Origin of the sequence: Mycobacterium sp. 5-140-3-2, assembly GCF_035666375.1 — a bacterium.
GTDB classification, from domain to species: Bacteria; Actinomycetota; Actinomycetes; order Mycobacteriales; family Mycobacteriaceae; genus Mycobacterium; species Mycobacterium intracellulare.
Genome location: NZ_CP142025.1, coordinates 534,385 through 556,196, shown reverse-complemented (window position 1 = coordinate 556,196; position 21,812 = coordinate 534,385). Strand labels below are relative to the sequence as shown.

Below are 21,812 nucleotides of genomic sequence, written 5' to 3'. Positions count from 1 at the left end.
CGAAATGGAGCTCACCGACGACCTGACGGTCACCAAGCTGCTGGCGCCGCTGACCGAGATCGACGACCGGGGTATCTACTTCGAGGACTCGTTCACCAGCTGGCGCGATCACCTGCAGCAGGGTGCCGCGATCGCCGCGGCGCTGCGTAAGCGGCTCGACCCCACCCGGCCACCCCACGTCGGAGTGCTGCTGGAGAACACGCCCTTCTTCTCGGCGATGCTGGTCGCGGCGGGAATGTCGGGGATCGTGCCGGTCGGGCTCAACCCGGTGCGCCGCGGCGAGGCGCTGCAGCGCGACATCGCCCGGGCCGACTGCCAATTGGTGCTCGCCGACTCCAAATCGTCTGAGACGCTGGGTGATATCGAGCACCTGAACGCCGACTCCGTCGCGTGGGCCGACGAACTGGCCGCGCACCGCGACGCCCCGATCGTTTTTCAGGACGCCGCGCCGGCGGATCTGTTCATGTTGATCTTCACGTCGGGTACCAGCGGCGAGCCCAAGGCGGTCAAGTGCAGCCACGGCAAGGTCGCGATCGCGGGCGTGACGATGTCGCAGCGCTTCGGCCTCGGCCCCGACGACGTCTGCTACGTGTCGATGCCGCTGTTTCATTCCAACGCGGTGCTGGTCGGCTGGGCGGTGGCGGCGGCGTGTGCGGGCTCAATGGCCTTGCGGCGCAAGTTCTCCGCCTCGAACTTCATCGTCGACGTCCGCCGCTACGGCGCCACGTACGCGAACTACGTCGGCAAGCCGTTGTCGTATGTACTGGCCACGCCCGAGCGGCCCGACGATGCGGACAACCCGCTGCGCGCGGTGTACGGCAACGAAGGCGTGCCCGATGACATCGAGCGCTTCGCCCGCCGATTCGGGTGTGTCGTGCAGGACGGGTTCGGTTCCACCGAGGGCGGCGTGGCCATCGCGCGCACGCCGGACACACCGCCGGGTTCATTGGGCCCCCTCCCGCCGGGCATCGACATCGTCGATCCCGACACCGGCGCGTCATGCCCACCGGGCGTGGTCGGCGAACTGGTGAACGTCGCCGGGCCGGGCCGTTTCGAGGGTTATTACAACGACGCCGCCGCCGAGGCCGAGCGGATGGCCGGCGGGGTCTACCACAGCGGCGATCTCGCCTACCGTGACGACGCCGGTTATGCGTATTTCGCTGGGCGGCTGGGTGATTGGATGCGCGTCGACGGCGAAAACCTCGGCGCCGCGCCGATCGAGCGGGTGTTGCTGCGCCACCCCGACCTGACCGAGGTCGCGGTGTACCCGGTGCCCGACGCGATCGTCGGCGACCAAGTCATGGCCGCGGTGGTGATGGCGCCGGGCACCGAGTTCGACGACGAGAAGTTCCGCACCTTCTTGGCCGAGCAACCGGACTTGGGACCCAAGCAATGGCCGTCATACGTACGGGTCAGCACCGAACTCCCGCGCACGGTGACCTTCAAGGTGCTCAAGCGGCAACTGGCCGCTCAGGGCGTCGACTGCGGCGATCCGGTCTGGAAGATCCACCGCTAGGGCCCCGGGACGGGCGTTATCGCGGGATGTGGGCGTCCAGGCAGTAAACTCAGCGCTCGATGAAAATCCGCGAAATGATCGCCCGCTCGCTCCTGGTCGGGTCGCTGGCTGGGGCCGCGCTCGGGCTGGGTGCCGGTGTCGCCGCGGCGGACCCGCCCCCGCCGCCTCCCCTGCCACCGCCACCCCCGCCGCTGGTGTGGTCACCGCCGACGCCGGACCCCGAACCGTGGGAAGCTCCTCCCCCGCCGGAGGAGGGCGCGCCGCTACCGCCGCGCTGAACATGCCGCAACGACAAGGAGACGCGATGGTTGATGCGCCGGTCCCCCGTCCCGGCGCCGCGGTCATTCGCGCCGATAGCGGAACCGGCGCATGACGGCTCGGCCTCTCGAGCTCGCGCTGGAAGCCAGCTTCGAACAGCTTTCCGCCGCGGCGCCGGCGAACGTCGGCATCGCGATCGCCCGGCCGGACCGGACATTTTCGCTGGGGAGCTGGTGGTCGGGTGTGGCATGGTCGACGATCAAAGTGCCCCTGGCGGTGGCGGCGCTGCGCAACGATTGGCTGGGCGCCCGCGATTTTGCCGTGAAGGCAATCACCGAATCCGACAATCGCGCATCCGAGCAGTTGTGGTCGCAGTTGGGCGAGCCGGCCGACGCGGCACGGCAGGTTCAGGCGGTGGTGGCCGAGGGCGGTGACACCGCGACGGTGGTCGAATCGCGCCGACTTCGCCGTGGTTTCACCGCTTTCGGCCAAACCCAGTGGAACCTGCAGCGCCAGGCGCGGTTCGCCGCGGAGCTGCCGACCATCCCCGACGCCGCCGAGGTGATCGACCTGATGCAACGACTCAGCAGCGGTGACCAATGGGGGCTGGCCGCCAAAGGGATTGCCGCGAAAGGGGGTTGGGGGCCCGGAGTGCACGGCGAGTACCTGGTCCGGCAATTCGGGATCGTCCCCACCCCGTCCGGGCAGTGGGGTGTGGCACTGGCGGCGGACGCGCACGACGGCGCGTTCGAGACCGGCGTCGACGTGGTCAATACGATGACGGACTGGTTGCTGAGCCGGCTGCCGACCCTAGCCCGTTATTGACGGCACCACGGCGTCGATCAGGTGCGGTCCGGCTTCTGCGAACGCGGCGCGCAGCGCGTCGGCGAACTCCTCAGCGGTGGTGACGCGCCGGGCCGGCACCCCCATGCCCTCGCTGATCTTGACGAAATCCATTGTGGGATCGGCTAAGTCGAGCAGGGACAGTGCTTCGGGCCCGGGCGCCGAGCCGGCGCCGACCCGTTGCAGCTCGATGCGCAGGATGTCGTAGGCCCTGTTGTTGTACAGCACGGTGGTGACGTCGAGGTTCTCCCGCGCCTGGGTCCACAACCCCGCAATGGTGTACATGGCGGAGCCGTCGGATTCCAGGCACAGCACCGGGCGATCCGGGGCGGCGATCGCCGCACCGACCGCCGCGGGAATGCCGTAGCCGATCGCCCCGCCGGTCAGGGTCAGCCAGTCATGCGCCGGCGCCCCGGCGGTGGCCTGGGCGAGCAGCAGGCCGGAGGTGTTCGACTCGTCGACCACGATCGCCCGTTCCGGCAGCAGCGCCCCGATCACGTCGGCCGCCGACGCGGACGTCAGTGCGCCGGTCGGCAGCGTGGGACGCGACGCGGCCGCCACCGGCGCCACCGTTCCCGGCGCCACCTGATCCGCCAAGGCGGTCAACGCATCCGCCGCGCCGCTGTGTTCGGCGAGCACGTGCACCTCGCAACCGGCGGGCACCAGGTCGCTGGGCATGCCGGGGTAGGCGAAGAACGACACCGGCGACTTGGCGCCGGCCAGCACCAGATGTTTGGCGCCGTCCAGCTGGGCCGTGGCGGCCTCGGCGAAGTACGCCAGCCGGTCGACGGCGGGGATCCCGGCGCCGCGCTCGAGCCGGGTGGGGAAGGTCTCGCACAGCACCCGCGCGCCGGTGGCCGCGGCGATCCGGGTGGCCGCGGCCAGGCCGGCGTGGCGGGTGGCGTCGCCGCCGACCATGATCACCGTCGGTTCTCCGGAGCCGAGCACCTCGGCCACTTCCGGGGCCAGCAACGGGTCGGCGCCCGCCGGCTGTGCGTCCAGGTTGGAGAACAGCTGGGCGCCGTCGGACCAGGACACGTCGGCGGGCAGGATCAGCGTCGAGATCTGTGAACCCCACCGGCTGGCCGCGATGCCCTCGACGGCGTCGGCCGAGACCTGGGAGGCGTCACCCGTTCGGCGCACCCAACCCGAGACGGTGCCGGCGAGGGCGTCGATGTCGGATTCCAGTGGGGCGTCGTACTTTTTGTGATAGGTGGCGTGGTCACCGACCACCACCACCATCGGGACCCGGGCGCGGCGCGCGTTGTGCAGATTGGCCAGGCCGTTGCCCAATCCGGGGCCCAGGTGCAGCAGCACGGCCGCGGGCCGATCGGCGATGCGGGCATAACCGTCGGCCGCGCCGGTGGCGACCCCCTCGAACAAGGCCAGCACGCCGCGCATCCGCGGGACACTGTCCAGGGCCGCGACGAAGTGCATCTCCGACGTGCCGGGGTTGGCGAAACACACGTCGACGCCGCCGTCGACCAGGGTGTTGATCAGGGCCTGGGCGCCATTCACGTGGTTGCCTCCAGTCGAAACAGTCGTTCGGCATTGCCGCGCAAGAAGTCTCGGCGGGCCTCGTCGGACAGCCCGAGGTCGTCCAGCCCCGCCAACGCGTGCTCGTGGCCGATCATCGGGTAATTGGTGCCGAACAACACCTTCCGTTGTCCGGTACGGGTTTTCATGAACATGATGAGTTCTTCGGGCAGGCGCGCGATCGTGTACGCCGAGGTGTCGATGTAGACGTTTTCGTGCTTGCGGGCCACCGCGACCATCTCCTCGGTCCACGGGTAGCCGACGTGGCCGCAGACGATCACCAGTTCCGGGAAGTCGAGGGCGACCTGGTCGATGTAGGGAATCGGGCGCCCGGTCTCCGAGGGGCGCAGCGGGCCGGTGTGGCCGACCTGGGTGCAAAACGGCACGCCGGATTCGACGCACTGGGCGAACAGCGGATAGTAGCGGCGATCGGTGGGCGGGGCGTTCCACAGCCACGGCACCACCCGCAGGCCGACGAATCCTTCTGCGACGCGCCGTCTCAACTCCCGGACCGCTTCCATCGGGCGGTCGAGGTCGACGGTGGCGAGCCCGGCGAACCGGTCCGGATGCGCGGCAATCCATTGCGCCACCTCGTCGTTGGAGACGAGGTCTTGGCCGTTCGGGCCGCGCCAGGCGCTGAGTATGCCCAGTTGCACGCCGGCGGCATCCATCGACGCCAGCGTCACCTCGATCGGGATCTCGGTGTCGGGGATCGACCCGCCCGTCCAGCGGCGCAGGGACGCCAGCATGTCGCTGCGCAGGAACCGCTGCGTCGGGTGTTGCATCCAGACGTCGATCGTCATCGGGATCGACAGTAGCCCGGCCGCCGCGGGCGGTGCTCAGGCGGCCAGCGCGGCGCGGGCGGCGGCGTCGGTCTGCCGCGCGTACCCGCCGCCGAACAGCACGACATGGGCGAGCAGCGGGAAGAGCTGATGCAGCCCGACACGGTCGCGCCAGCCGGGTCGCAGCGGCCGCACCCGCCGGTAACCGTCGATGACGGCGTCGAGATGCGGGCAGCCGAACAGCGCGAGCATCGCCAGGTCGGTCTCGCGGTGACCGCCGTGCGCGGCCGGGTCGATCAGCACCACCCCGGCGGGCGTCCACATCACGTTGCCGCTCCACAGGTCGCCGTGCAGGCGGGCCGGCGGGTCGTCGTCGTCGAAATCACCCGCACGGCAACGCGCCGCGACGGCGTCGACGACCTCGCGGGTCGACGAGTCGAGCCGCGCGGCGGCGAGTTCGGCCATCGGGGCCAGCCGCTCCTGCGCATAGAACTCGCCCCAGCGTCGGTGCGGTCGCAGCGACATCGGCAGGGGCTGCGACAGGGGTCCGAAGAAGCCGGGCCCGTCCCACCCGTCGGGGCCGGCGCCAAAGCCGGCGGCGCCGGCGTCGTGCGTGGCGGCGAGTCGGCCACCGAACTCACGCGCCGCCTCGGGGGTCGGGTACACCGAGCCGAGGCGGCGCAGCGTCAGGCTCGTCATCGTGACGGAGACGACTTGCGCGCAGGGCACGCCGCCGTCGGCGCCGGAAAGCCATTGCAGGCCAGCGGCTTCCGCGGCGAAGAACCGGGCGGGCGCGTCCGGGTTGTGCTTGACGAAGTCGGTCACGCCTCGCGCGGTCCTAGCGCTTGGAGCGCGTCATGCAGTTACGTGAGCGGCGTGCACGTCGTCGGCCGGGCGCGCCTCGGTCTGCTCCTTGGCCCAGCGGTAGTCGGGCTTGCCGGCGGGCGAGCGCTTGACCTCGTCGACCAGCCACAGGCTGCGCGGCACTTTGTATCCCGCGATCTCGGAACGCACGAAGGCGTCCAGCTCCGACAGCGGGGGCCGCGTTCCCGGCCGCGGCTGGACGACGGCCGCGACGTGCTGGCCGTAGCGGGCGTCGGGCACACCGACCACCAGGGCGTCGAAGACGTCGGGGTGCCCCTTGAGCGCGGCCTCGACCTCCTCGGGGTAGATCTTCTCGCCGCCGCTGTTGATCGACACCGAGCCGCGGCCCAGCATCGTGACGGTGCCGTCCTCCTCGACCGTCGCGTAGTCGCCGGGAATGGCGTAGCGCACGCCGTTGATGGTCTTGAACGTCTCGGCGGTCTTCTTCTCGTCCTTGTAGTAGCCGACGGGAATGTTGCCCTTCTTCGCGATAAAGCCGCGCACGCCGGAGCCGGGCTTGACCTCGTTGCCGTCCTCGTCGAGGACGACGGTGCGGTGGTCGATCGTCACGCGCGGGCCGCCGCTGTGCGGCGCGTCCTTGGCGACGACGCTGGTGCCGCCGAATCCGGTTTCCGACGATCCGATCGAGTCGGTGATGACCCGGTTGGGCAGCAGCTCGAGGAACTTCTCCTTGATGCTCGGCGAGAACAGCGCCGCGGTGGAGGCGAGCAAAAACAGGGACGACAGGTCGTACTCGTTACCCTTCTCCTGGTGCGCCAGCAGCGCGTCCAGCAGCGGCCGCGCCATCGCGTCGCCGGTGAAGAACAGCAGGTTCACCTTGTGCTCGTGAATCGTGCGCCAGACCTCGTCGGCGTTGAATTCCGGTGCCAGCACCGTGGTTTGACCCGAGAAGATCGACATCCAGGTCGCCGACTGGGTGGCGCCGTGGATCATCGGCGGAATCGGGTGGCGGACCATCGGCGGATTGGCCGCGGCGGCTTTGGCCAGGTCGTACTCGTCCTTGACGAATTCGCCTGTGGCGAAGTCGGTTCCGCCGAACAGCACGCGGTAGATGTCCTCGTGGCGCCACATCACGCCCTTCGGGAATCCGGTGGTGCCGCCCGTGTAGAGCAGGTAGATGTCGTCGGCGCTGCGCGGGCCGAAGTCGCGCTCGGGTGAGCTCTGGGCGATCGCGGAGTAGAACTCGACGCCGCCGTAGCGCTGGTAGTCGTTGTCGCTGCCGTCCTCGACGACCAGGATCGTCTTGACGTTGGGAGTCTCGGGCAGCACGTTGGCCACCCGGTCGGAGTACTGGCGCTCGTGGACCAGCGCGACCATGTCGGAGTTGTCGAACAGGTAGCGCAGCTCGCCCTCGACGTAGCGGTAGTTGACGTTCACCAGGATGGCACCCGCCTTGACGATGCCGAGCATCGCGATGACGATCTCGATGCGGTTTCGGCAGTAGAGGCCCACCTTGTCGTCCTTTTTCACCCCCTGCTCGAGCAGATAGTGAGCAAGGCGGTTGGCCTTCTCCTCCAGTTGGGCGTAGGTCAACTTCTCGTCGCCGCAGATCAGGGCGACACGCTCGGGCACAGCGTCGATGGCGTGCTCTGCTAGATCGGCAATATTCAAGGCCACGGCCACCAAATTAGAACGTGTTACATTTCGAGGCAAGCTCGTGTCCATTGTCGAGGGAAAGGCGGTAACCGTGACCGAGGCGCCAGCAAACGAGGAAACCGGTCCTGACGCGCTCGTGGAACAGCGTGGTCACACCCTCATCGTGACCATGAACCGGCCGCACCGCCGCAACGCCCTGAGCACGGAAATGATGGAAATCATGGTCCAGGCCTGGGACCGCGTCGACAACGATCCCGACATCCGATGCTGCATCCTGACCGGTGCCGGTGGCTACTTCTGCGCGGGCATGGACCTCAAGGCCGCGACCCAGAAGCCGCCGGGTGAGTCATTCAAGGACGGCAGCTACGACCCGTCGCGGATCGACGCCCTCCTCAAGGGCCGGCGGCTCAAAAAGCCGCTGATCGCCGCCGTCGAGGGCCCGGCCATCGCCGGGGGTACGGAGATCCTGCAGGGCACCGACATCCGGGTGGCCGGCGAGAGCGCCAAATTCGGCATCTCCGAGGCCAAGTGGAGCCTGTACCCGATGGGCGGGTCCGCGGTGCGACTGGTGCGCCAGATTCCCTACACCGTGGCGTGCGACCTGCTGCTGACCGGACGGCACATCACCGCCGCCGAGGCCAAGGACATGGGCCTGATCGGCCACGTCGTTCCCGACGGGCAGGCGCTGACCAAGGCCCTCGAAATCGCCGAGGTCATCGAGAACAACGGCCCGCTGGCCGTCCAGGCGATCCTCAAGACGATCCGCGAGACCGAGGGGATGCACGAGGAAGAGGCCTTCAAGCCCGATACCGCAAACGGGATACCGGTGTTCCTGTCCGAGGACTCCAAGGAGGGCCCCCGGGCGTTCGCCGAGAAGCGCAAGCCCAACTTCCAAAACCGCTAGGTCCCCTCTCCGCCGAACGTGACGTCACGGCGACTTTTCGGCCGATTTTTCGCCCTGCCGTCACGCTCGGCGTCGCTGTCAGTCCTTGACGCCACACTGCTTGCGTGCGCGAACCCTTCATCGGCAGCGAGGCGCTCGCAGCCGGCACCCTGACCCGGTACCGGCTGCGGAGCCGGTTCGTCGCGTTGCACCCCGACGTCTACGTGGACCCCGCCACGGAACTGACCGCCACAAGACGCGCATGCGCCGCGTGGCTGTGGTCGCGGCGACGGGGCATCGTCGCAGGGCGCTCCGCCTCGGCACTGCATGGGGCCAAATGGGTCGACCACCGGGCGCCCGCGCAGTTGGTCTATCAACACCGCCGCCCGCCGGCCGGTATTGACACGTGGTCGGATTCGCTGTTTGAGCACGAGATACAAACGATCGCCGGCCTACGGGTGACGACGCCCGCGCGGACGGCTCTCGACCTCGCCTGCCGATATCCCGTCGATCGGGCGGTCGCAGCCATCGACGCGCTCGCGCGCGCAACCGATCTCAAGGTGAGCGAGGTCGACTCACTCGGCGAGCGGTACCGAGGCCGACGGGGCATCGCGCGTGCGCGCGTCGCGCTGCCGCTTGTCGACAAGGGCGCCGAATCTCCCCGCGAGACATGGCTGCGGCTGCTGCTGATCCGCGCGGGTTTCCCGCGGCCGCAGACTCAAATACCGGTTTATGACTACGGCGCTCTGATCGCCTGTCTCGATATGGGTTGGCAGGACATCAAAGTGGCCGTCGAGTACGAAGGCGACCATCACCGCACCGATCAGCGGCAATTCAACAAGGACATTCGACGCGCGAAGACCCTGGCGGAGATTGGTTGGACGGTCGTTCGCGTCACGATCGAAGACACGCCGGGCGGCGTCATCGCCAGGGTGGCAGCGGCGTGGGCGCGCCGAACGTGATCTCAGGGCGGGAAATCAAACGAAATCTCGCCATGTGTGCACGCTCGGCGAAAGATGGCTCTAACGCGATCAACCCAGCAGCGGCGCGCTCGGCGTGAACACCACCGGCATGGCCTCCAGGCCACTGACGAAGTTCGCCGGTCGCAGCGGCAGGGTCGAGTCGTCGTCGGCCAGCCTGAGGTCCGGCAGTCGCTTGAGCACCCGCTCGGTCATCATCGACAGCTCGAGGCGGGCCAGCTGGTTGCCCAGGCAGAAATGCGTTCCGAAGCCGAAAGCCATGTGGCTGTTCGGGTTTCGCCGGATGTCGAAGCTGTCCGGATCCTCGAACACCGACTCGTCGAAGTTGCCCGACTCGAACAGCAGCATGATCTTCTCGCCCTCGCGCAGCGAGGTGCCGTGGAATTCGGTGTCGGCGGTCAGGGTTCTGCACATGTTCTTGACCGGCGACGTCCAGCGCAGCATCTCCTCGATCGCACCCGGAAGCAACGAGGGGTCGCGCACCAGGGCATCCCACTGATCGCGGTGGCGCACCAGCTGTTCGGTCCCCCCGCTCAACGTGTGCCTGGTGGTCTCGTCGCCGCCGATGAGGATGAGCAGTGTCTCCATGACGATCTCGTCGTCGGACATCCGCTGCCCCTCCACCTCGGCGTTCACCAGGATGGAGAACAGGTCGTCGGTGGGTTCGGCGCGCCGCTTGGTGATGATGCTCGTGGTGAATTCGGTGTACGCCGCGAATGCGGCCATCACCGCCTGGGCCGTTTCCGACGTCGGGTCGATGTGCGAACTCAGCCCGCAGACCAGATCGTCGGACCACTTCAACAGCATGCTGCGTTCGGTGGGCAGCACGCCCAGCATGTCGCCGATCACCGCCATCGGCAGCGGGGCGGCGATATCGCGGACGAAGTCACACTCGCCGCGCTCACACACGGCATCGATGAGGGTGTCGCACAGCTTCGCGATCGACGGCTCCTTCTCCTTGACCCGCTTGCGGGTGAAGCCCGCGTTGACGAGCTTGCGCCGCAACAGATGTGCGGGATCGTCCATGTCGATCATGTAGGGCATGCCGGGCTGGTCGGGACGGATGCCGCCGGTGCTGGAGAACAGCTCCGGATTGCGTTCCGCGTCGAGGATGGCCTGATAAGTGGTCGCGCCGGCCAGCCCGTTGCGATCGCGAAACACCGGCTGGTTGGCGCGCATCCAGCGATAGGCCTCACGCGAGGTGTGACGATCGGCGTAGAAATTGCCGTCGGTCAGGTCGATGTTCGAGATTGCTTCCGGGATGGTCGAAGTCATCTACAGCCTCCAAGTGTTGACGAACGGATTACAGTAACCGGCATGGCTGAGTCACAACACATCGTTGCGGGGACAGTCCTCACCATGCCGGTGCGGATACGTAAAGCGGACGTGCACACCGCGATGTTTTCGGTGGATGCGCAAGCGGCCCAACGCCTTATCGACTACAGCGGTCTGAAAGTCTGCCAGCACCGCCCGGGCCGGGCGGTGGTCAACCTGATGCTGGCCCGCTACATCGACGGCGACCTGGGGCAGTACCACGAATTCGGCACCTGCGTGATGGTCAATCCCCCCGGCTCGACGGCAAGCGGCTGGCGGGCGCTGGGCGACGCGGCCGCGTTCATCCACCACCTGCCGGTCGACCAGAGCTTCACCCTGGAGGCGGGACGGTCCATCTGGGGCTTCCCGAAGATCATGGCCGACTTCACCGTTCGCGAGCAGGGCCGGTTCGGATTCGACGTCAGCGCCGACGGCGCGCACATCGCGGGCATCGACTTCGCCCGGGGATTGCCGGTGCCATCGGTGTTCACCTCGCGTCCGCAGGTCCTCAAGACCTACACCTACGCCGACGGCACAACCCGGGAGGTGCCCTGGGAGATGCGGGTGCGCGGGCTGCGCGGTCAGCTCGGCGGCGCGACGCTGCGACTGGGCGATCACGCCTACGCCAAGGAGCTGGCGTCGCTGGGCCTGCCGAAGCGGGCGATGATCTCTGGATCCGTCGGCCACGTCGAGATGACATTCGGCGACGCCCACCCGCTCGGCTGACCGGCCGGACCGGTGTCGATCGCCCGGCTCCTCCCCTCCGCTCTGCATCGTCGTCGGGCGCGCCATCCGGACAATCTAGAACGCGTTCTCAGCCGCTGGCAAGAAAAGTAGAACGTGTTCTAGTCCGTGGTGGGCACGGGTCAGATCAGGCTCGCCAGCTCGCGGACCTGCTCTGTACTGCGCCCGGACACCACCATCATGGTCACGCCGGCGGCCTCCCAGGCCTTGATCTGCTTACGCACGTAGTCGATGTCGCCGACGATCGCGGCGTCGTCGATCACCTCGTCCGGGATGATCTCGGCGGCCTTGTCCTTCTGGTTGCTGCGGAACAGCTTCGTCACGTCGTCGACCACCTCGGCGTAACCCATCCGGCGGTAGACGTCGGCGTGGAAGTTGGTGTCCTCGGCGCCCATGCCGCCCATGTAGAGCGCGATATAGGGCTTCATGGCCGCGAACGCGGCGCTGCGGTCCTCGGTGATGACGATGTTGGCCGTCGCGCAGATCTCGAAGTCCTCGCGGCTGCGGCGCGCGCCCGGGCGGGCGAACCCCTCGTCCAGCCACTCGTTGTAGGTATCGGCCATGCGCGGCGTGTAGAAGATCGGCAGCCAGCCGTCGCAGATCTCGGCGGCCAGCGCGACGTTCTTCGGCCCCTCGGCGCCCAGCATGATCGGGATGTCGGCCCGCAGCGGATGAGTGATCGGCTTGAGCGGCTTGCCCAGACCCGTTGCGCGCTCGCCCGTCAGCGGCAGCGGGTAGTGCGGACCGGCGCTGGTCACCGGCGCCTCCCGCGCCCACACCTGCCGGACGATGTCGATGTATTCCCGGGTGCGGGCCAGCGGCTTGGGGAACGACTGGCCATACCAGCCCTCGACCACCTGCGGCCCCGAGACGCCGAGGCCGAGCACGTGCCGGCCGCCGGACAGGTGGTCCAGCGTCAGAGCCGCCATCGCGCAGGCCGTCGGGGTCCGCGCGGACAGCTGAACCACCGAGGTGCCCAGCCGCACCCGGGACGTCGACGAACCCAACCAGGCCAGCGGCGTGTAGGCGTCGGATCCCCACGCCTCGGCGGTGAAGACGGCGTCGTAGCCGGCCTCCTCTGCCGCGGCGACGAGCTCACCGTGGTTCTGCGGCGGCTGCGCGCCCCAATATCCCAGCTGCAGTCCCAGCTTCATCGTCGTCACCCTTCCGCAGACCCGATGTTGAATCCGTTCTTAGAACCTGTTCTACTCGATGGCGTGACAGCCAGCTCGAGTAGCCCGCCCCTGATGGATCACCCTGAGCCACCGCTCTCCGCGCCACTGACGTTGGCCTTCGACTACACCCGTTCGGTCGGCCCCACGCTGAGCAAGTTCTTCACCGCACTGCGTGACCGCCACGTCCTCGGGGTGCGCGGGTCGGATGGCCGGGTGCACGTGCCGCCGCCGGAATATGACCCGGTCACCTACGAGCCGCTGGGCGAGATGGTACCGGTATCCAGTGTCGGCACCGTCGTCTCGTGGACCTGGCAGCCCGAACCGATCGAGGGCCAGCCGCTCGACCGGCCGTTCGCCTGGGCGCTGATCAAGCTCGACGGCGCCGACACCCCGCTGATCCATGCGGTGGATGCGGGCGAGCCCAAGGCCATCAAGACCGGCTCCCGCGTGCACGTGCACTGGGTGGACGAACCGGTGGGCGCCATCACCGACATCGCCTATTTCGAGCTGGGGGAGGAAGCCGAAGCCGTCGCGGAGCAGTCGGACGGCGACAAGGACCCCGTGACCATGATCGTCACGCCCGTCTCGCTGACCATCCAGCACAGCGCCTCGCACGAGGAGAGCGCCTACCTGCGGGCCATCGCCCAGGGCAAGCTGCTGGGCGCGAAGACGGGCGAGAACGGCAAGGTGTACTTCCCGCCCCACGGCGCCGACCCGGCGACCGGCCAGCCGACCACCGACTTCGTCGAGCTGCCGGACAAGGGCACCGTGACGACGTTCGCGATCATCAACATCCCGTTCCAGGGCCAGCGCATCAAGCCGCCCTACGTGGCCGCCTATGTGCTGCTCGATGGGGCCGACATCCCGTTCCTGCATCTCGTCGCCGACATCGACGCGCACGAGGTACGGATGGGCATGCGCGTGGAAGCGGTGTGGAAACCCCGCGAGGAGTGGGGTTTTGGCATCGACAACATCGAGTACTTCCGGCCGACCGGGGAACCCGACGCCGACTACGACACCTACAAGCACCACCTGTAAAGGGCTTACCTACCTATGAGCGCTCGCAACGTTGCGGTCGTCGGCTTCGCCCACGCACCACACGTCCGCCGCACCGACGGCACCACCAACGGCGTCGAGATGTTGATACCGTGCTTCGCCCAGCTCTACGAGGAGCTGGGCATCGAGCGGACTGACATCGGCTTCTGGTGCTCCGGATCGTCCGATTACCTTGCCGGACGGGCCTTTTCGTTCATCTCGGCGATCGACTCCATCGGCGCCGTTCCGCCGATCAACGAATCGCACGTCGAGATGGACGCGGCCTGGGCCCTCTACGAGGCCTACATCAAGCTGTTGACCGGTGAGGTCGACACCGCGCTGGTGTACGGCTTCGGCAAGTCCTCGGCCGGGGTCCTGCGCCAGATCCTGTCGCGGCAGACCGACCCTTACACCGTCGCGCCGTTGTGGCCCGATTCGATCTCGATGGCCGGGCTGCAGGCCCGCATCGGGCTCGACAGCGGCAAGTGGACCGAGGAGCAGATGGCGCGCGTGGCCTTCGACTCCTTCGCGAACGCGCGGCGGGTGGACAAGGTCGAGGGGTCGATCAGCGTGGCCGAACTGCTCGAACGGCCGTTTTTCGCCGACCCGCTGCGGCGCCACGACATCGCGCCGATCACCGACGGCGCCGCGGCGATCGTGCTCGCTGCCGGCGACCGGGCACGCGAACTGCGCGAAAACCCCGCCTGGATCACGGGAATCGAGCACCGCATCGAGACCCCGTCGCTGGGCGCGCGCGACCTCACCGAATCCCCGTCGACCAAGGCCGCGGCCCACGTGGCCACCGGCGGCAGGACCGACAACCTGGACGTGGCGGAGATCTGCGCGCCCTTCACCCACCAGCACCTGATCATCGAGGAAGCCATCCGGATACCGGGACCGACCAAGGTCAATCCGTCCGGTGGCGCGCTGGCGGCCAATCCCATGTTCGTCGCCGGCCTCGAGCGCATCGGCTTTGCAGCACAACACATCTGGAATGGTTCGGCTGAGCGGGTGCTCGCGCACGCCACCAGCGGGCCTGCGCTACAACAGAACCTGGTCGCGGTCATGGAAGGGAAGAACTAATGGCCGGTGCAGGGCCAAACATCGCTGCGGTACTGGGTACCGGACAGACGAAGTACGTCGCCAAGCGCCAGGACGTTTCGATGAACGGCCTGGTGCGCGAGGCGATCGATCGGGCGCTGGCCGACTCGGGTTGCACGTTCGACGACATCGATGCCGTCGTGGTCGGCAAGGCGCCGGACTTCTTCGAGGGCGTCATGATGCCCGAGCTGTTCATGGCCGACGCCATGGGCGCCACGGGCAAGCCGCTGATCCGGGTGCACACCGCGGGATCGGTCGGTGGCTCCACCGGCGTGGTGGCCGCCAGTCTGGTGCAGTCCGGCAAGTACCGGCGCGTGCTGGCGATGGCCTGGGAGAAGCAGTCGGAGTCAAACGCCATGTGGGCGTTGTCAATCCCGATTCCCTTCATCAAGCCGGTGGGCGCCGGCGCGGGCGGCTACTTCGCCCCGCACGTGCGCTCGTACATCCGTCGTTCCGGGGCGCCCACCAACATCGGTGCCATCGTCGCGGTCAAGGACCGGCTCAACGGCGCCCGCAACCCCCTGGCGCACCTGCACCAGCCCGACATCACCGTGGAGAAGGTGATGGCGTCGCCGATGCTGTGGGACCCGATCCGCTACGACGAGACCTGCCCGTCCTCCGACGGCGCGGCGGCGGTCGTGATCGGCAACGAGGAGGCCGCCGAAGCCCGCCTGGCGCAGGGCAATCCGGTGGCATGGATCCACGCCACGGCGCTGCGCACCGAACCGCTGCAGTTCTCCGGGCGCGACCAGGTCAGCCCGCAGGCCGGCCGCGACGCGGCCGCCGCGCTGTGGAAGGCCGCCGGCATCACGAGCCCCATCGACGAGATCGACGCCGCGGAGATCTACGTGCCGTTCTCCTGGTTCGAGCCGATGTGGTTGGAAAACCTCGGGTTTGCGCCCGAAGGCGAAGGCTGGAAGCTCACCGAAGCGGGCGAGACCAAGATCGGCGGCCGGCTACCGGTGAACCCGTCGGGCGGCGTGCTGTCGTCGAACCCGATCGGCGCCTCGGGCCTGATCCGCTTCGCCGAGGCGGCGATCCAGGTCATGGGCAAGGGCGGCGACCACCAGGTGCCCAACGCGCGAAAGGCGTTGGGACACGCCTACGGCGGCGGCTCGCAGTACTACTCCATGTGGGTGGTCGGCGCCGACAAGCCGACGCCCCAAAAAGTCGACGCGTGAGCACGCGATGACCAAGCATCCCGCGCACGAGGCCGGCCGCCGCTCCCGCGAGGCGGTGGCGGCCCGGGACAAGGATGCCTGGCTGGCGGTGTTCGCCGACGACGCCATCGTCGAGGACCCGATCGGCCCCTCCGCGTTCGACCCCGAGGGCAAAGGGCATCGGGGCCGCGACGCGATTTCGGCCTTCTGGGACAAGGCGATCGCCCCGACCACCAAGATCGAGTTCGTTTTCCGCGATACCTATCAGTGCGGCAACGAGGAAGCCAACGTCGGGCACATCCTCATCACGACGGGTGAATACCAGACGACCGCCGAGGGCGTGTTCACCTACAAGGCCAACGACGAGGGCAAGCTGGTGGCCCTGCGCGCGTATTGGGAGATGGACCGCGCGGCGGCCAACACCCGCAAGGTCTAGATCGGCTCCAGCCCGGCCAGATGCCGCTGGGCGAGGTCGCGGTAGGCCTGCGGATTGAGCTTGAGCCACATCTCGGCGCCGGTGCCGGCCACCGGGCCCTTGATTTGAGCCGGGGCGCCGACCGCGAGCATCCCGGCCGGGATCTGGGTGCCGGCGGTGACCAGCGAGTGCGCGGCGACCAGGCTGCGCGCCCCGATCACCGCCCCGTCCAAAACGGTGGCGTGATTGGCGATCAACGCCTCCGGTCCCACGTGCGCCCCGTGGACGACGCACAGATGCGCGACCGTCGCGCCCGGACCGATGTCCACCGGGATGCCGGGAGGCGCGTGCAGCACGGACCCGTCCTGCACATTGGCGCCCTCCCGCACCACGATGGGCCCGTAGTCGCCGCGCAGCACGGCGTTGAACCAGATCGAGGCCCCCGCCTCCACGACGACGTCACCGATCAAAGTGGCGGTCGGGGCGACGAAAGCGGTGGGATCGACCCGTGGTGCGCGGCCCTCGAATGCAAACAGCGGCATCGTCTACGTATACCCCAACACGCATATGTCCCAGCCAGGCTCGCCGTCGTTGCGCGCCCCCGCCGCAAAACTGTAACGTGTTCTAGTTAGAGGGCTATTAGTTGGAGGTGGACAGGTGAGTACCGACACCAAGGCGGTCGGCATCCGGGAGATCGATCCCGGCGCCTTGCCGACCAGGTACGCCCGCGGCTGGCACTGCCTGGGCGTCGCAAAGGACTTCCAGGACGGTAAGCCGCATTCGATCGAGGCTTTCGGCACCAAGCTGGTGGTCTTCGCCGACTCCCACGGGGACATCAAGGTCCTCGACGGCTATTGCCGGCACATGGGCGGTGATCTGTCGGAGGGCACCATCAAGGGCGACGAGGTGGCCTGCCCCTTCCACGACTGGCGCTGGGGCGGCGACGGCCGCTGCAAGCTGGTGCCGTACGCCAAGCGCACGCCCAAGACGGCCCGCACCCGGTCGTGGACGACCGACGTCCGCGGCGGCCTGCTGTTCGTCTGGCACGACCACGAAAACAATCCGCCGGACCCCGCCGTGCGGATCCCGGAGATCCCGGAGGCCCACAGCGACGAGTGGACCGATTGGCGGTGGAACAGCATCCTCATCGAGGGGTCCAACTGCCGCGACATCATCGACAACGTCACCGACATGGCGCACTTCTTCTACATCCATTTCGGGTTGCCGACGTACTTCAAGAACGTCTTCGAGGGACACATCGCCTCGCAGTACCTGCACAACGTGGGCCGGCCCGACGTGAACGACCTCGGCACGTCTTACGGTGAGGCGCACCTGGATTCCGAGGCGTCCTACTTCGGGCCCTCCTTCATGATCAACTGGTTGCACAACAGCTACGGCGGCTACAAGGCCGAGTCGATCCTGATCAACTGCCACTACCCGGTGACCCAGAACTCGTTCGTGCTGCAGTGGGGTGTCATCGTCGAAAAGCCCAAGGGCATGGACGAAAAGATGACCGACAAGCTGTCGAAGGTGTTCACCGAGGGCGTCAGCAAGGGCTTTTTGCAGGACGTCGAGATCTGGAAGCACAAGACCCGCATCGACAATCCGCTGCTGGTCGAAGAGGACGGCGCCGTCTACCAGCTACGCCGCTGGTATCAGCAGTTCTATGTCGACGTCGCCGACATCGAGCCGGAAATGGTGGAACGCTTCGAGATCGAGGTCGACACCACCCGCGCCAACGAGTACTGGAATTCCGAGGTCTCCGAGAACCTCAAGGCCAAGGAATCCGAGGACGTTCCGGCCGAGCAGCACTAGGCATCATGGCCGACGATCAGCCGCAGGTACCTGACGTCGATCGGCTCGCGCGGTCGATGTTGCAGCTGCACGGCGATCATCACGACCACGAGGAGAAGCCCGCCGGCAACGGCGGGGGGTCCCGATCGTGGTCGAAGTCAAGGGATTTCGCCAACGATCCGCAGCGCGCGGCCACCGTGGCCGAAGCCAGCCGCGCTGACCGCGAGCGCTACCTCAACTCGGGTCTGTTGCCGGTGGACTGCCGTTTCTGCCACGTCCGCGTCACGGTGCGCAGGCTCGGGCCGGGACACACTGCGGTGCAATGGAATACCGAGGCCTGGCAGCGTTGCGCGCACTTCACCGAGGTGCGCGAGTCCGGCGGCGACACCGCGCGCACCCGGTCCTGCCCCAAACTGAGCGACAGCATCGAGCATGCGGTCGCCGAGGGCTACCTCGACGACGATCCCGACGAGAACTGAGCGACGGTCTCGTTCGTCATAGCGGCCCGTCGGACCCGAGCCGGAAGCCATGGGCGTCGTGCCCACCTCCGAGCGACAACCGGCAGGGGGCGCGGATGGATTGGCGCGGATGGATTCGCGGCTTTGTCGCTCGGAGGTGGGCAAAAGGCGCGTCCATCGGACCGGAAACTCCTGTGGCGCCTGTGATTTCTACAGCCCCGCGAACCGCTCCTTGACCGTCTCGACACTCAGGCCGTAGTCGGCCAGCGAGTACGAGTGCTTGGGCGCCCGCGCGCCGGACTGGCTGTCGGCGTGGGTCTTTTCCATGGCCGCCTTGGCCTCTTCGGTCAACGTCATCCCGAAGTGCCGGTAGATGTCGGCCACCGTGCCCATCGGGTCGGCGATCAGCTCCTTGTAGTCCACGTCGTAGAACTGCGACGGGCTGTATTTGGCCCGCGCGGTGTTGAACCGCTCCAGGCCCCGCGACCACGTTTCCATTGCGTCAGCGCCGATCTGGGCGCCGGTGAACGACGTCGACCATCCCTCGGCGGTGTGCTGCGCCAGCGAGCACATCGAGGCCATGATCGTCTCGACCGGACGATGGGTCTGGATCACCAACGCGTCGGGATAGGTCGCCATCAGCGCGTCCAGCGCGAACAGGTGGCTGGGATTCTTCAGCACCCACCGCTTGTCCGCGTCGTTGAGTCCGATCAGCTGAAGGTTGCGGCGGTGCCGCTGGTACGACGGCGTCCAGTCCTGCCGCGAGAGCCACTGCGAGTAGGTGGGCAGGTGCGCCAGCGTCTCGTAGGACGCCGAATGCAGCGACTGCCGCAGCAGCTGCCAGCACTCCTCCAGCTCGTACGCCGCCATGAAATGCAGACCGGTGTAGTCCGGGTTTTCGGCATGATGCTTCTCGAACTGCGCGTTCAGTTGGCTGTAATACGGGTTGGAATCCCAGGTTTCACGAGGCGGGCGCGGCTGCGGGAATTCGGCCAACCACAGATGCAGGCCCTGGTGCGCGGGATCGGCGCCCAGCAGCCGATGCAAGGCGGTGGTGCCGGTGCGCACCAGTCCCGTGACGAAGATCGGCCGCTCGATGACGACGTCCGCGTGCTGCGGGTATTGCTTCCACGCCGCTTCGGACAGCAGCCGGGCCACCAGCGCACCGCGCAAAAAGAACCGATTCATCTTGCTGCCCAACGGCGTCAAGTCGGCGTCGCGGCGATAGGAGTCGAGCAGCACTTCCAGCGCTTCGAGGTAGTTGTCGTCGTTGCTGCCGAAATCGTCCAGCCCGATCATCTTGCTGGCCGACGCCTTCAGGTCGTCAACGGTGCCGACGTCGGTACGCTCAGCCATCAGGTGTGGTACTCCCCGCAATTGACGTCGAGGGTCTGCCCGGTGATGCCACTGGACAGGTCGCTCGCCATGAACAAGATCGCCGAGGCCACCTCGTCCTCGGTCGGCAGCCGCTTCAGGTCGGAGCCCGCCGCGGTGGCCTGGTAGATCTGCTCGGCCGTGGTGCCGTACTTGCCGGCCTGGTGGTTGAAGTAGCCCTGCAGCGTCTCGCCCCAGATATAGCCGGGTGCAACGGAATTGACCCGGATTCCCTGCTCGCCCAGCTCGGTGGCCAGCGAATGAGATATGGACAGCAGCGCGGACTTGGCCATCTTATAGGCGCCGTACTTCGCCTGCGAGTGCCGCAGCACCATGGAGTTGACGTTGACGATCGAGCCCTTCGACTCGGCCAGCGCCGGCGTGAATCCCTGGATGAGCCGCAGGGCGCCCAGCGCGCTGAGTTCGATCGCGTCGCGGATGTGCTGAAAGCTGGTGCCCGAGAAAGGCTTCAGCGACGGTACGCGGAACGCGTTGTTGATCAACACGTCGACCTTGCCGTAGGCCTCCAAGGTGGCATCGACCAGGTTGCTCACCTGATCGTCCTCGGTGATGTCGGTGCGCACCGTGGTCGCCCGGCCTCCGAGGTCGGCGATCTGTTTGGCGACGTCGTCCAGGCGTTCCGGCGTGCGGGCGGCCAGCACCAGGTCGGCGCCTTCCCGTGTGCATCGGTGCGCCAGCGTCGTGCCCAGACCCGGGCCGACGCCGCTGATCACCACCACCTTGCCGTCGAGCAACTTCGTCATCCCAACATCCTTGCCTGAATCTGCTGGTGGCGCAGCGCAATCCGCGCACGCCAGTCGTCCTCGGAAATCTTGTTGTGCTCGAAATACGGCAGCGCCGCCGGCACGGCGTCGATGTCGACCAGCTCTACGGTGGGGCCGTCGGCGTCGGTGAGTTGTCGCGACACCCGCTGCCAGCGGAACTGCAAGATGCCCTTCCGATGCCCGAGGGTCTCCACCCAGTTGGTCACGCCGGGGTTCTGGTCGGCGACGACGATGCGCACCTTGCCGTCCGGATCCGCTTGCGCCTGAGTGTTGTTCAGCGAGGTCTGGTGGTTGATGTAGTCCAGCGAGATGTACCACAGGCTGCCCAGCTGGAAGCCCAGGTAGGGGGCGTCGGTGACCGGGATGGTGATCACCAGCGCCTGGTCGGGCCGCAGCTCGTAGTGCCCCACCGACGAATACTGGGTCGCCAGGCCGCCGGGCGTCAACCGTGGCGCGACCATCGTGTTGACCGGGATGTTGAAGTAGAACCACTGCGGGAACTGCAGCCACGTCTTCACCCGGTTAACCAGCTGCTTTCCCGCTGTGGCAAAACGCTTTTCGATGGTTTCGCGACTCAGCGGCGGCGGCGCGGTGCCCGCGGTGTCCAGCCGGGAGATGGCCAGCGTGCCGCGCTGCGCGGCCCAGTCGCCGTACACCTCGCGGATGACCAGCTGTCCGGGGTCGGTCGGCCGAAACCGCCATTCGAAGCTGCCGTCGGGGGCGATCTGTAGCTCCCGGTCGTCGAAGGCGGCCTGGCTGACGGGCACGTTGTCGTCGGTGTACTCGCCGCCGAGCAGCTGGAAGCTCAGGTCGGTGGTGGTGCCGCGCCTGCCGGTGACGACGTAATCGTGGTTGGCGTGCACCCGGGTGCCGAAGTACAGCGTGTCGGGGTTGTCCAGGCCCATCTTGGTGAACGGCCCGGTCCCCGACTGCAGGAAGGGGTGGTCGCGGTCGTAGTCGAAGGCCAGATGCGTGCAGGCCGCGATACAGCCGGCCAGATATTGGAGCCCTTCGAGCAAGTCGGCTTCGGACTCGATGTGCGGCGCGGCGGCCACCAGCTCCTCGGCCTCAGCGATCGCGTGGGTGAGCGGGCCGGAAAAGGAAGTTACGGACACGCCTAGACGCTAGAACGTGTTCTACTTTTTCGTCAATGGCGAACATTCCCGCGCGTCGGCTGC

Annotated in this window: 22 protein-coding genes; 12 read left to right on the top strand and 10 right to left on the bottom strand. The window is 67.5% G+C overall.

The features are described from left to right. The first annotated feature begins 4 nt into the window (after window positions 1-4). From fadD17 to P6281_RS02795, 3 genes are all read left to right on the top strand, one after another. Window positions 5-1,516: a long-chain-fatty-acid--CoA ligase FadD17 gene (gene fadD17, locus P6281_RS02805; protein WP_014383775.1), complete on the top strand. Its 1,512-nt coding sequence runs from the start codon at window positions 5-7 to the stop codon at window positions 1,514-1,516. A gap of 59 nt (window positions 1,517-1,575) precedes the next feature. Next, window positions 1,576-1,794, top strand: a complete 219-nt coding sequence (locus P6281_RS02800) for a hypothetical protein (RefSeq protein WP_008263729.1) — start codon at window positions 1,576-1,578, stop codon at window positions 1,792-1,794. Between the two features lie 91 nt (window positions 1,795-1,885). Beyond that, window positions 1,886-2,599: a hypothetical protein gene (locus P6281_RS02795; protein ID WP_008263728.1), complete on the top strand. Its 714-nt coding sequence runs from the start codon at window positions 1,886-1,888 to the stop codon at window positions 2,597-2,599. On the opposite strand, the gene P6281_RS02790 is transcribed toward P6281_RS02795, so the two are convergent. The 4 genes from P6281_RS02790 to P6281_RS02775 are packed head-to-tail and all read right to left on the bottom strand — an operon-like array spanning window position 2,585 to window position 7,443. Then, window positions 2,585-4,135, bottom strand: coding sequence for an acetolactate synthase large subunit (locus P6281_RS02790; protein ID WP_008263726.1), 1,551 nt, complete (start codon window positions 4,133-4,135; stop codon window positions 2,585-2,587). The two genes, P6281_RS02795 and P6281_RS02790, sit on opposite strands and share 15 nt — an antisense overlap. Further along, window positions 4,132-4,956, bottom strand: a complete 825-nt coding sequence (locus P6281_RS02785; protein ID WP_008263723.1) for an amidohydrolase family protein — start codon at window positions 4,954-4,956, stop codon at window positions 4,132-4,134. Before P6281_RS02785 ends, P6281_RS02790 begins: the two co-directional genes overlap by 4 nt. Window positions 4,957-4,992: 36 nt before the next feature. Next, window positions 4,993-5,760 carry a fructosamine kinase family protein gene (locus P6281_RS02780; protein ID WP_008263722.1) on the bottom strand — a complete coding sequence of 256 codons (768 nt, stop codon included), beginning with the start codon at window positions 5,758-5,760 and terminating at the stop codon, window positions 4,993-4,995. A gap of 30 nt (window positions 5,761-5,790) precedes the next feature. Beyond that, window positions 5,791-7,443 (bottom strand): acyl-CoA synthetase, encoded by a 1,653-nt coding sequence (locus P6281_RS02775; RefSeq protein WP_008263720.1) that lies wholly within the window; start codon window positions 7,441-7,443, stop codon window positions 5,791-5,793. Window positions 7,444-7,507: 64 nt separating this feature from the next. Here P6281_RS02775 and P6281_RS02770 point away from each other — a divergent pair, with 64 nt between their 5' ends. Then, the gene (locus P6281_RS02770) at window positions 7,508-8,320 is read left to right on the top strand and encodes a crotonase/enoyl-CoA hydratase family protein (protein WP_014379043.1); all 813 of its coding nucleotides are present in this window, start codon (window positions 7,508-7,510) and stop codon (window positions 8,318-8,320) included. Window positions 8,321-8,424: 104 nt separating this feature from the next. Next, window positions 8,425-9,261 (top strand): DUF559 domain-containing protein, encoded by an 837-nt coding sequence (locus P6281_RS02765; protein ID WP_008263715.1) that lies wholly within the window; start codon window positions 8,425-8,427, stop codon window positions 9,259-9,261. A 69-nt stretch (window positions 9,262-9,330) separates the two neighbouring features. On the opposite strand, the gene P6281_RS02760 is transcribed toward P6281_RS02765, so the two are convergent. Further along, window positions 9,331-10,554: a cytochrome P450 gene (locus P6281_RS02760; RefSeq protein WP_008263713.1), complete on the bottom strand. Its 1,224-nt coding sequence runs from the start codon at window positions 10,552-10,554 to the stop codon at window positions 9,331-9,333. A 42-nt stretch (window positions 10,555-10,596) separates the two neighbouring features. Here P6281_RS02760 and P6281_RS02755 point away from each other — a divergent pair, with 42 nt between their 5' ends. After that, window positions 10,597-11,319: an acetoacetate decarboxylase family protein gene (locus P6281_RS02755; RefSeq protein ID WP_008263712.1), complete on the top strand. Its 723-nt coding sequence runs from the start codon at window positions 10,597-10,599 to the stop codon at window positions 11,317-11,319. A gap of 140 nt (window positions 11,320-11,459) precedes the next feature. Here the strand turns inward: P6281_RS02755 and P6281_RS02750 are convergent, their stop codons facing one another. Then, window positions 11,460-12,491, bottom strand: a complete 1,032-nt coding sequence (locus tag P6281_RS02750) for an LLM class F420-dependent oxidoreductase (RefSeq protein WP_008263710.1) — start codon at window positions 12,489-12,491, stop codon at window positions 11,460-11,462. 63 nt (window positions 12,492-12,554) lie between these two features. Between P6281_RS02750 and P6281_RS02745 the strand changes: the two genes are divergently transcribed. From P6281_RS02745 to P6281_RS02730, 4 genes are read left to right on the top strand one after another with little or no spacing between them, the layout of a single operon-like run. Continuing rightward, window positions 12,555-13,550 (top strand): Zn-ribbon domain-containing OB-fold protein, encoded by a 996-nt coding sequence (locus tag P6281_RS02745; RefSeq protein ID WP_008263702.1) that lies wholly within the window; start codon window positions 12,555-12,557, stop codon window positions 13,548-13,550. Between the two features lie 15 nt (window positions 13,551-13,565). After that, the gene (locus P6281_RS02740; RefSeq protein ID WP_008263700.1) at window positions 13,566-14,630 is read left to right on the top strand and encodes a thiolase domain-containing protein; all 1,065 of its coding nucleotides are present in this window, start codon (window positions 13,566-13,568) and stop codon (window positions 14,628-14,630) included. Continuing rightward, complete coding sequence (locus P6281_RS02735; protein ID WP_008263698.1) at window positions 14,630-15,829, top strand: thiolase domain-containing protein; 1,200 nt, start codon at window positions 14,630-14,632, stop codon at window positions 15,827-15,829. The genes P6281_RS02740 and P6281_RS02735 overlap by 1 nt, the downstream gene beginning before the upstream one ends. Window positions 15,830-15,836: 7 nt before the next feature. Further along, the gene (locus tag P6281_RS02730) at window positions 15,837-16,244 is read left to right on the top strand and encodes a nuclear transport factor 2 family protein (protein WP_008263695.1); all 408 of its coding nucleotides are present in this window, start codon (window positions 15,837-15,839) and stop codon (window positions 16,242-16,244) included. Here the strand turns inward: P6281_RS02730 and P6281_RS02725 are convergent. Then, a complete protein-coding gene (locus tag P6281_RS02725) occupies window positions 16,241-16,765 on the bottom strand; it encodes a gamma carbonic anhydrase family protein (RefSeq protein ID WP_008263694.1) in 525 nt (174 codons plus the stop codon). The genes P6281_RS02730 and P6281_RS02725 overlap by 4 nt on opposite strands. A gap of 115 nt (window positions 16,766-16,880) precedes the next feature. Here P6281_RS02725 and P6281_RS02720 point away from each other — a divergent pair, with 115 nt between their 5' ends. Together P6281_RS02720 and P6281_RS02715 are read left to right on the top strand one after the other, a co-directional pair. Next, on the top strand, window positions 16,881-18,038 hold the full coding sequence (locus tag P6281_RS02720; protein WP_008263691.1) for a Rieske 2Fe-2S domain-containing protein: 1,158 nt from the start codon (window positions 16,881-16,883) through the stop codon (window positions 18,036-18,038). A gap of 5 nt (window positions 18,039-18,043) precedes the next feature. Continuing rightward, window positions 18,044-18,496 (top strand): hypothetical protein, encoded by a 453-nt coding sequence (locus P6281_RS02715; RefSeq protein ID WP_014383773.1) that lies wholly within the window; start codon window positions 18,044-18,046, stop codon window positions 18,494-18,496. 189 nt (window positions 18,497-18,685) lie between these two features. On the opposite strand, the gene P6281_RS02710 is transcribed toward P6281_RS02715, so the two are convergent. From P6281_RS02710 to P6281_RS02700, 3 genes are read right to left on the bottom strand one after another with little or no spacing between them, the layout of a single operon-like run. After that, entirely contained in the window at window positions 18,686-19,831 is a 1,146-nt protein-coding gene (locus P6281_RS02710) for a sulfotransferase family protein (protein ID WP_009956898.1), read from the bottom strand. Then, entirely contained in the window at window positions 19,831-20,613 is a 783-nt protein-coding gene (locus P6281_RS02705; RefSeq protein WP_008263686.1) for an SDR family oxidoreductase, read from the bottom strand. Before P6281_RS02705 ends, P6281_RS02710 begins: the two co-directional genes overlap by 1 nt. Further along, entirely contained in the window at window positions 20,610-21,749 is a 1,140-nt protein-coding gene (locus tag P6281_RS02700; RefSeq protein WP_008263684.1) for a hypothetical protein, read from the bottom strand. The genes P6281_RS02705 and P6281_RS02700 overlap by 4 nt, the downstream gene beginning before the upstream one ends. Window positions 21,750-21,812 lie beyond the last annotated feature (63 nt).

Coding starts and splice junctions, on each gene's coding strand:
- fadD17 (WP_014383775.1), top strand. CDS start 5: ATGGAGCTCACCGACGACCTGACGGTCACCAAGCTGCTGGCGCCGCTG.
- P6281_RS02800 (WP_008263729.1), top strand. CDS start 1,576: ATGAAAATCCGCGAAATGATCGCCCGCTCGCTCCTGGTCGGGTCGCTG.
- P6281_RS02795 (WP_008263728.1), top strand. CDS start 1,886: ATGACGGCTCGGCCTCTCGAGCTCGCGCTGGAAGCCAGCTTCGAACAG.
- P6281_RS02785 (WP_008263723.1), bottom strand. CDS start 4,956: ATGACGATCGACGTCTGGATGCAACACCCGACGCAGCGGTTCCTGCGC.
- P6281_RS02760 (WP_008263713.1), bottom strand. CDS start 10,554: ATGACTTCGACCATCCCGGAAGCAATCTCGAACATCGACCTGACCGAC.
- P6281_RS02755 (WP_008263712.1), top strand. CDS start 10,597: ATGGCTGAGTCACAACACATCGTTGCGGGGACAGTCCTCACCATGCCG.
- P6281_RS02750 (WP_008263710.1), bottom strand. CDS start 12,491: ATGAAGCTGGGACTGCAGCTGGGATATTGGGGCGCGCAGCCGCCGCAG.
- P6281_RS02740 (WP_008263700.1), top strand. CDS start 13,566: ATGAGCGCTCGCAACGTTGCGGTCGTCGGCTTCGCCCACGCACCACAC.
- P6281_RS02735 (WP_008263698.1), top strand. CDS start 14,630: ATGGCCGGTGCAGGGCCAAACATCGCTGCGGTACTGGGTACCGGACAG.
- P6281_RS02730 (WP_008263695.1), top strand. CDS start 15,837: ATGACCAAGCATCCCGCGCACGAGGCCGGCCGCCGCTCCCGCGAGGCG.
- P6281_RS02725 (WP_008263694.1), bottom strand. CDS start 16,765: ATGCCGCTGTTTGCATTCGAGGGCCGCGCACCACGGGTCGATCCCACC.
- P6281_RS02715 (WP_014383773.1), top strand. CDS start 18,044: ATGGCCGACGATCAGCCGCAGGTACCTGACGTCGATCGGCTCGCGCGG.
- P6281_RS02710 (WP_009956898.1), bottom strand. CDS start 19,831: ATGGCTGAGCGTACCGACGTCGGCACCGTTGACGACCTGAAGGCGTCG.
- P6281_RS02705 (WP_008263686.1), bottom strand. CDS start 20,613: ATGACGAAGTTGCTCGACGGCAAGGTGGTGGTGATCAGCGGCGTCGGC.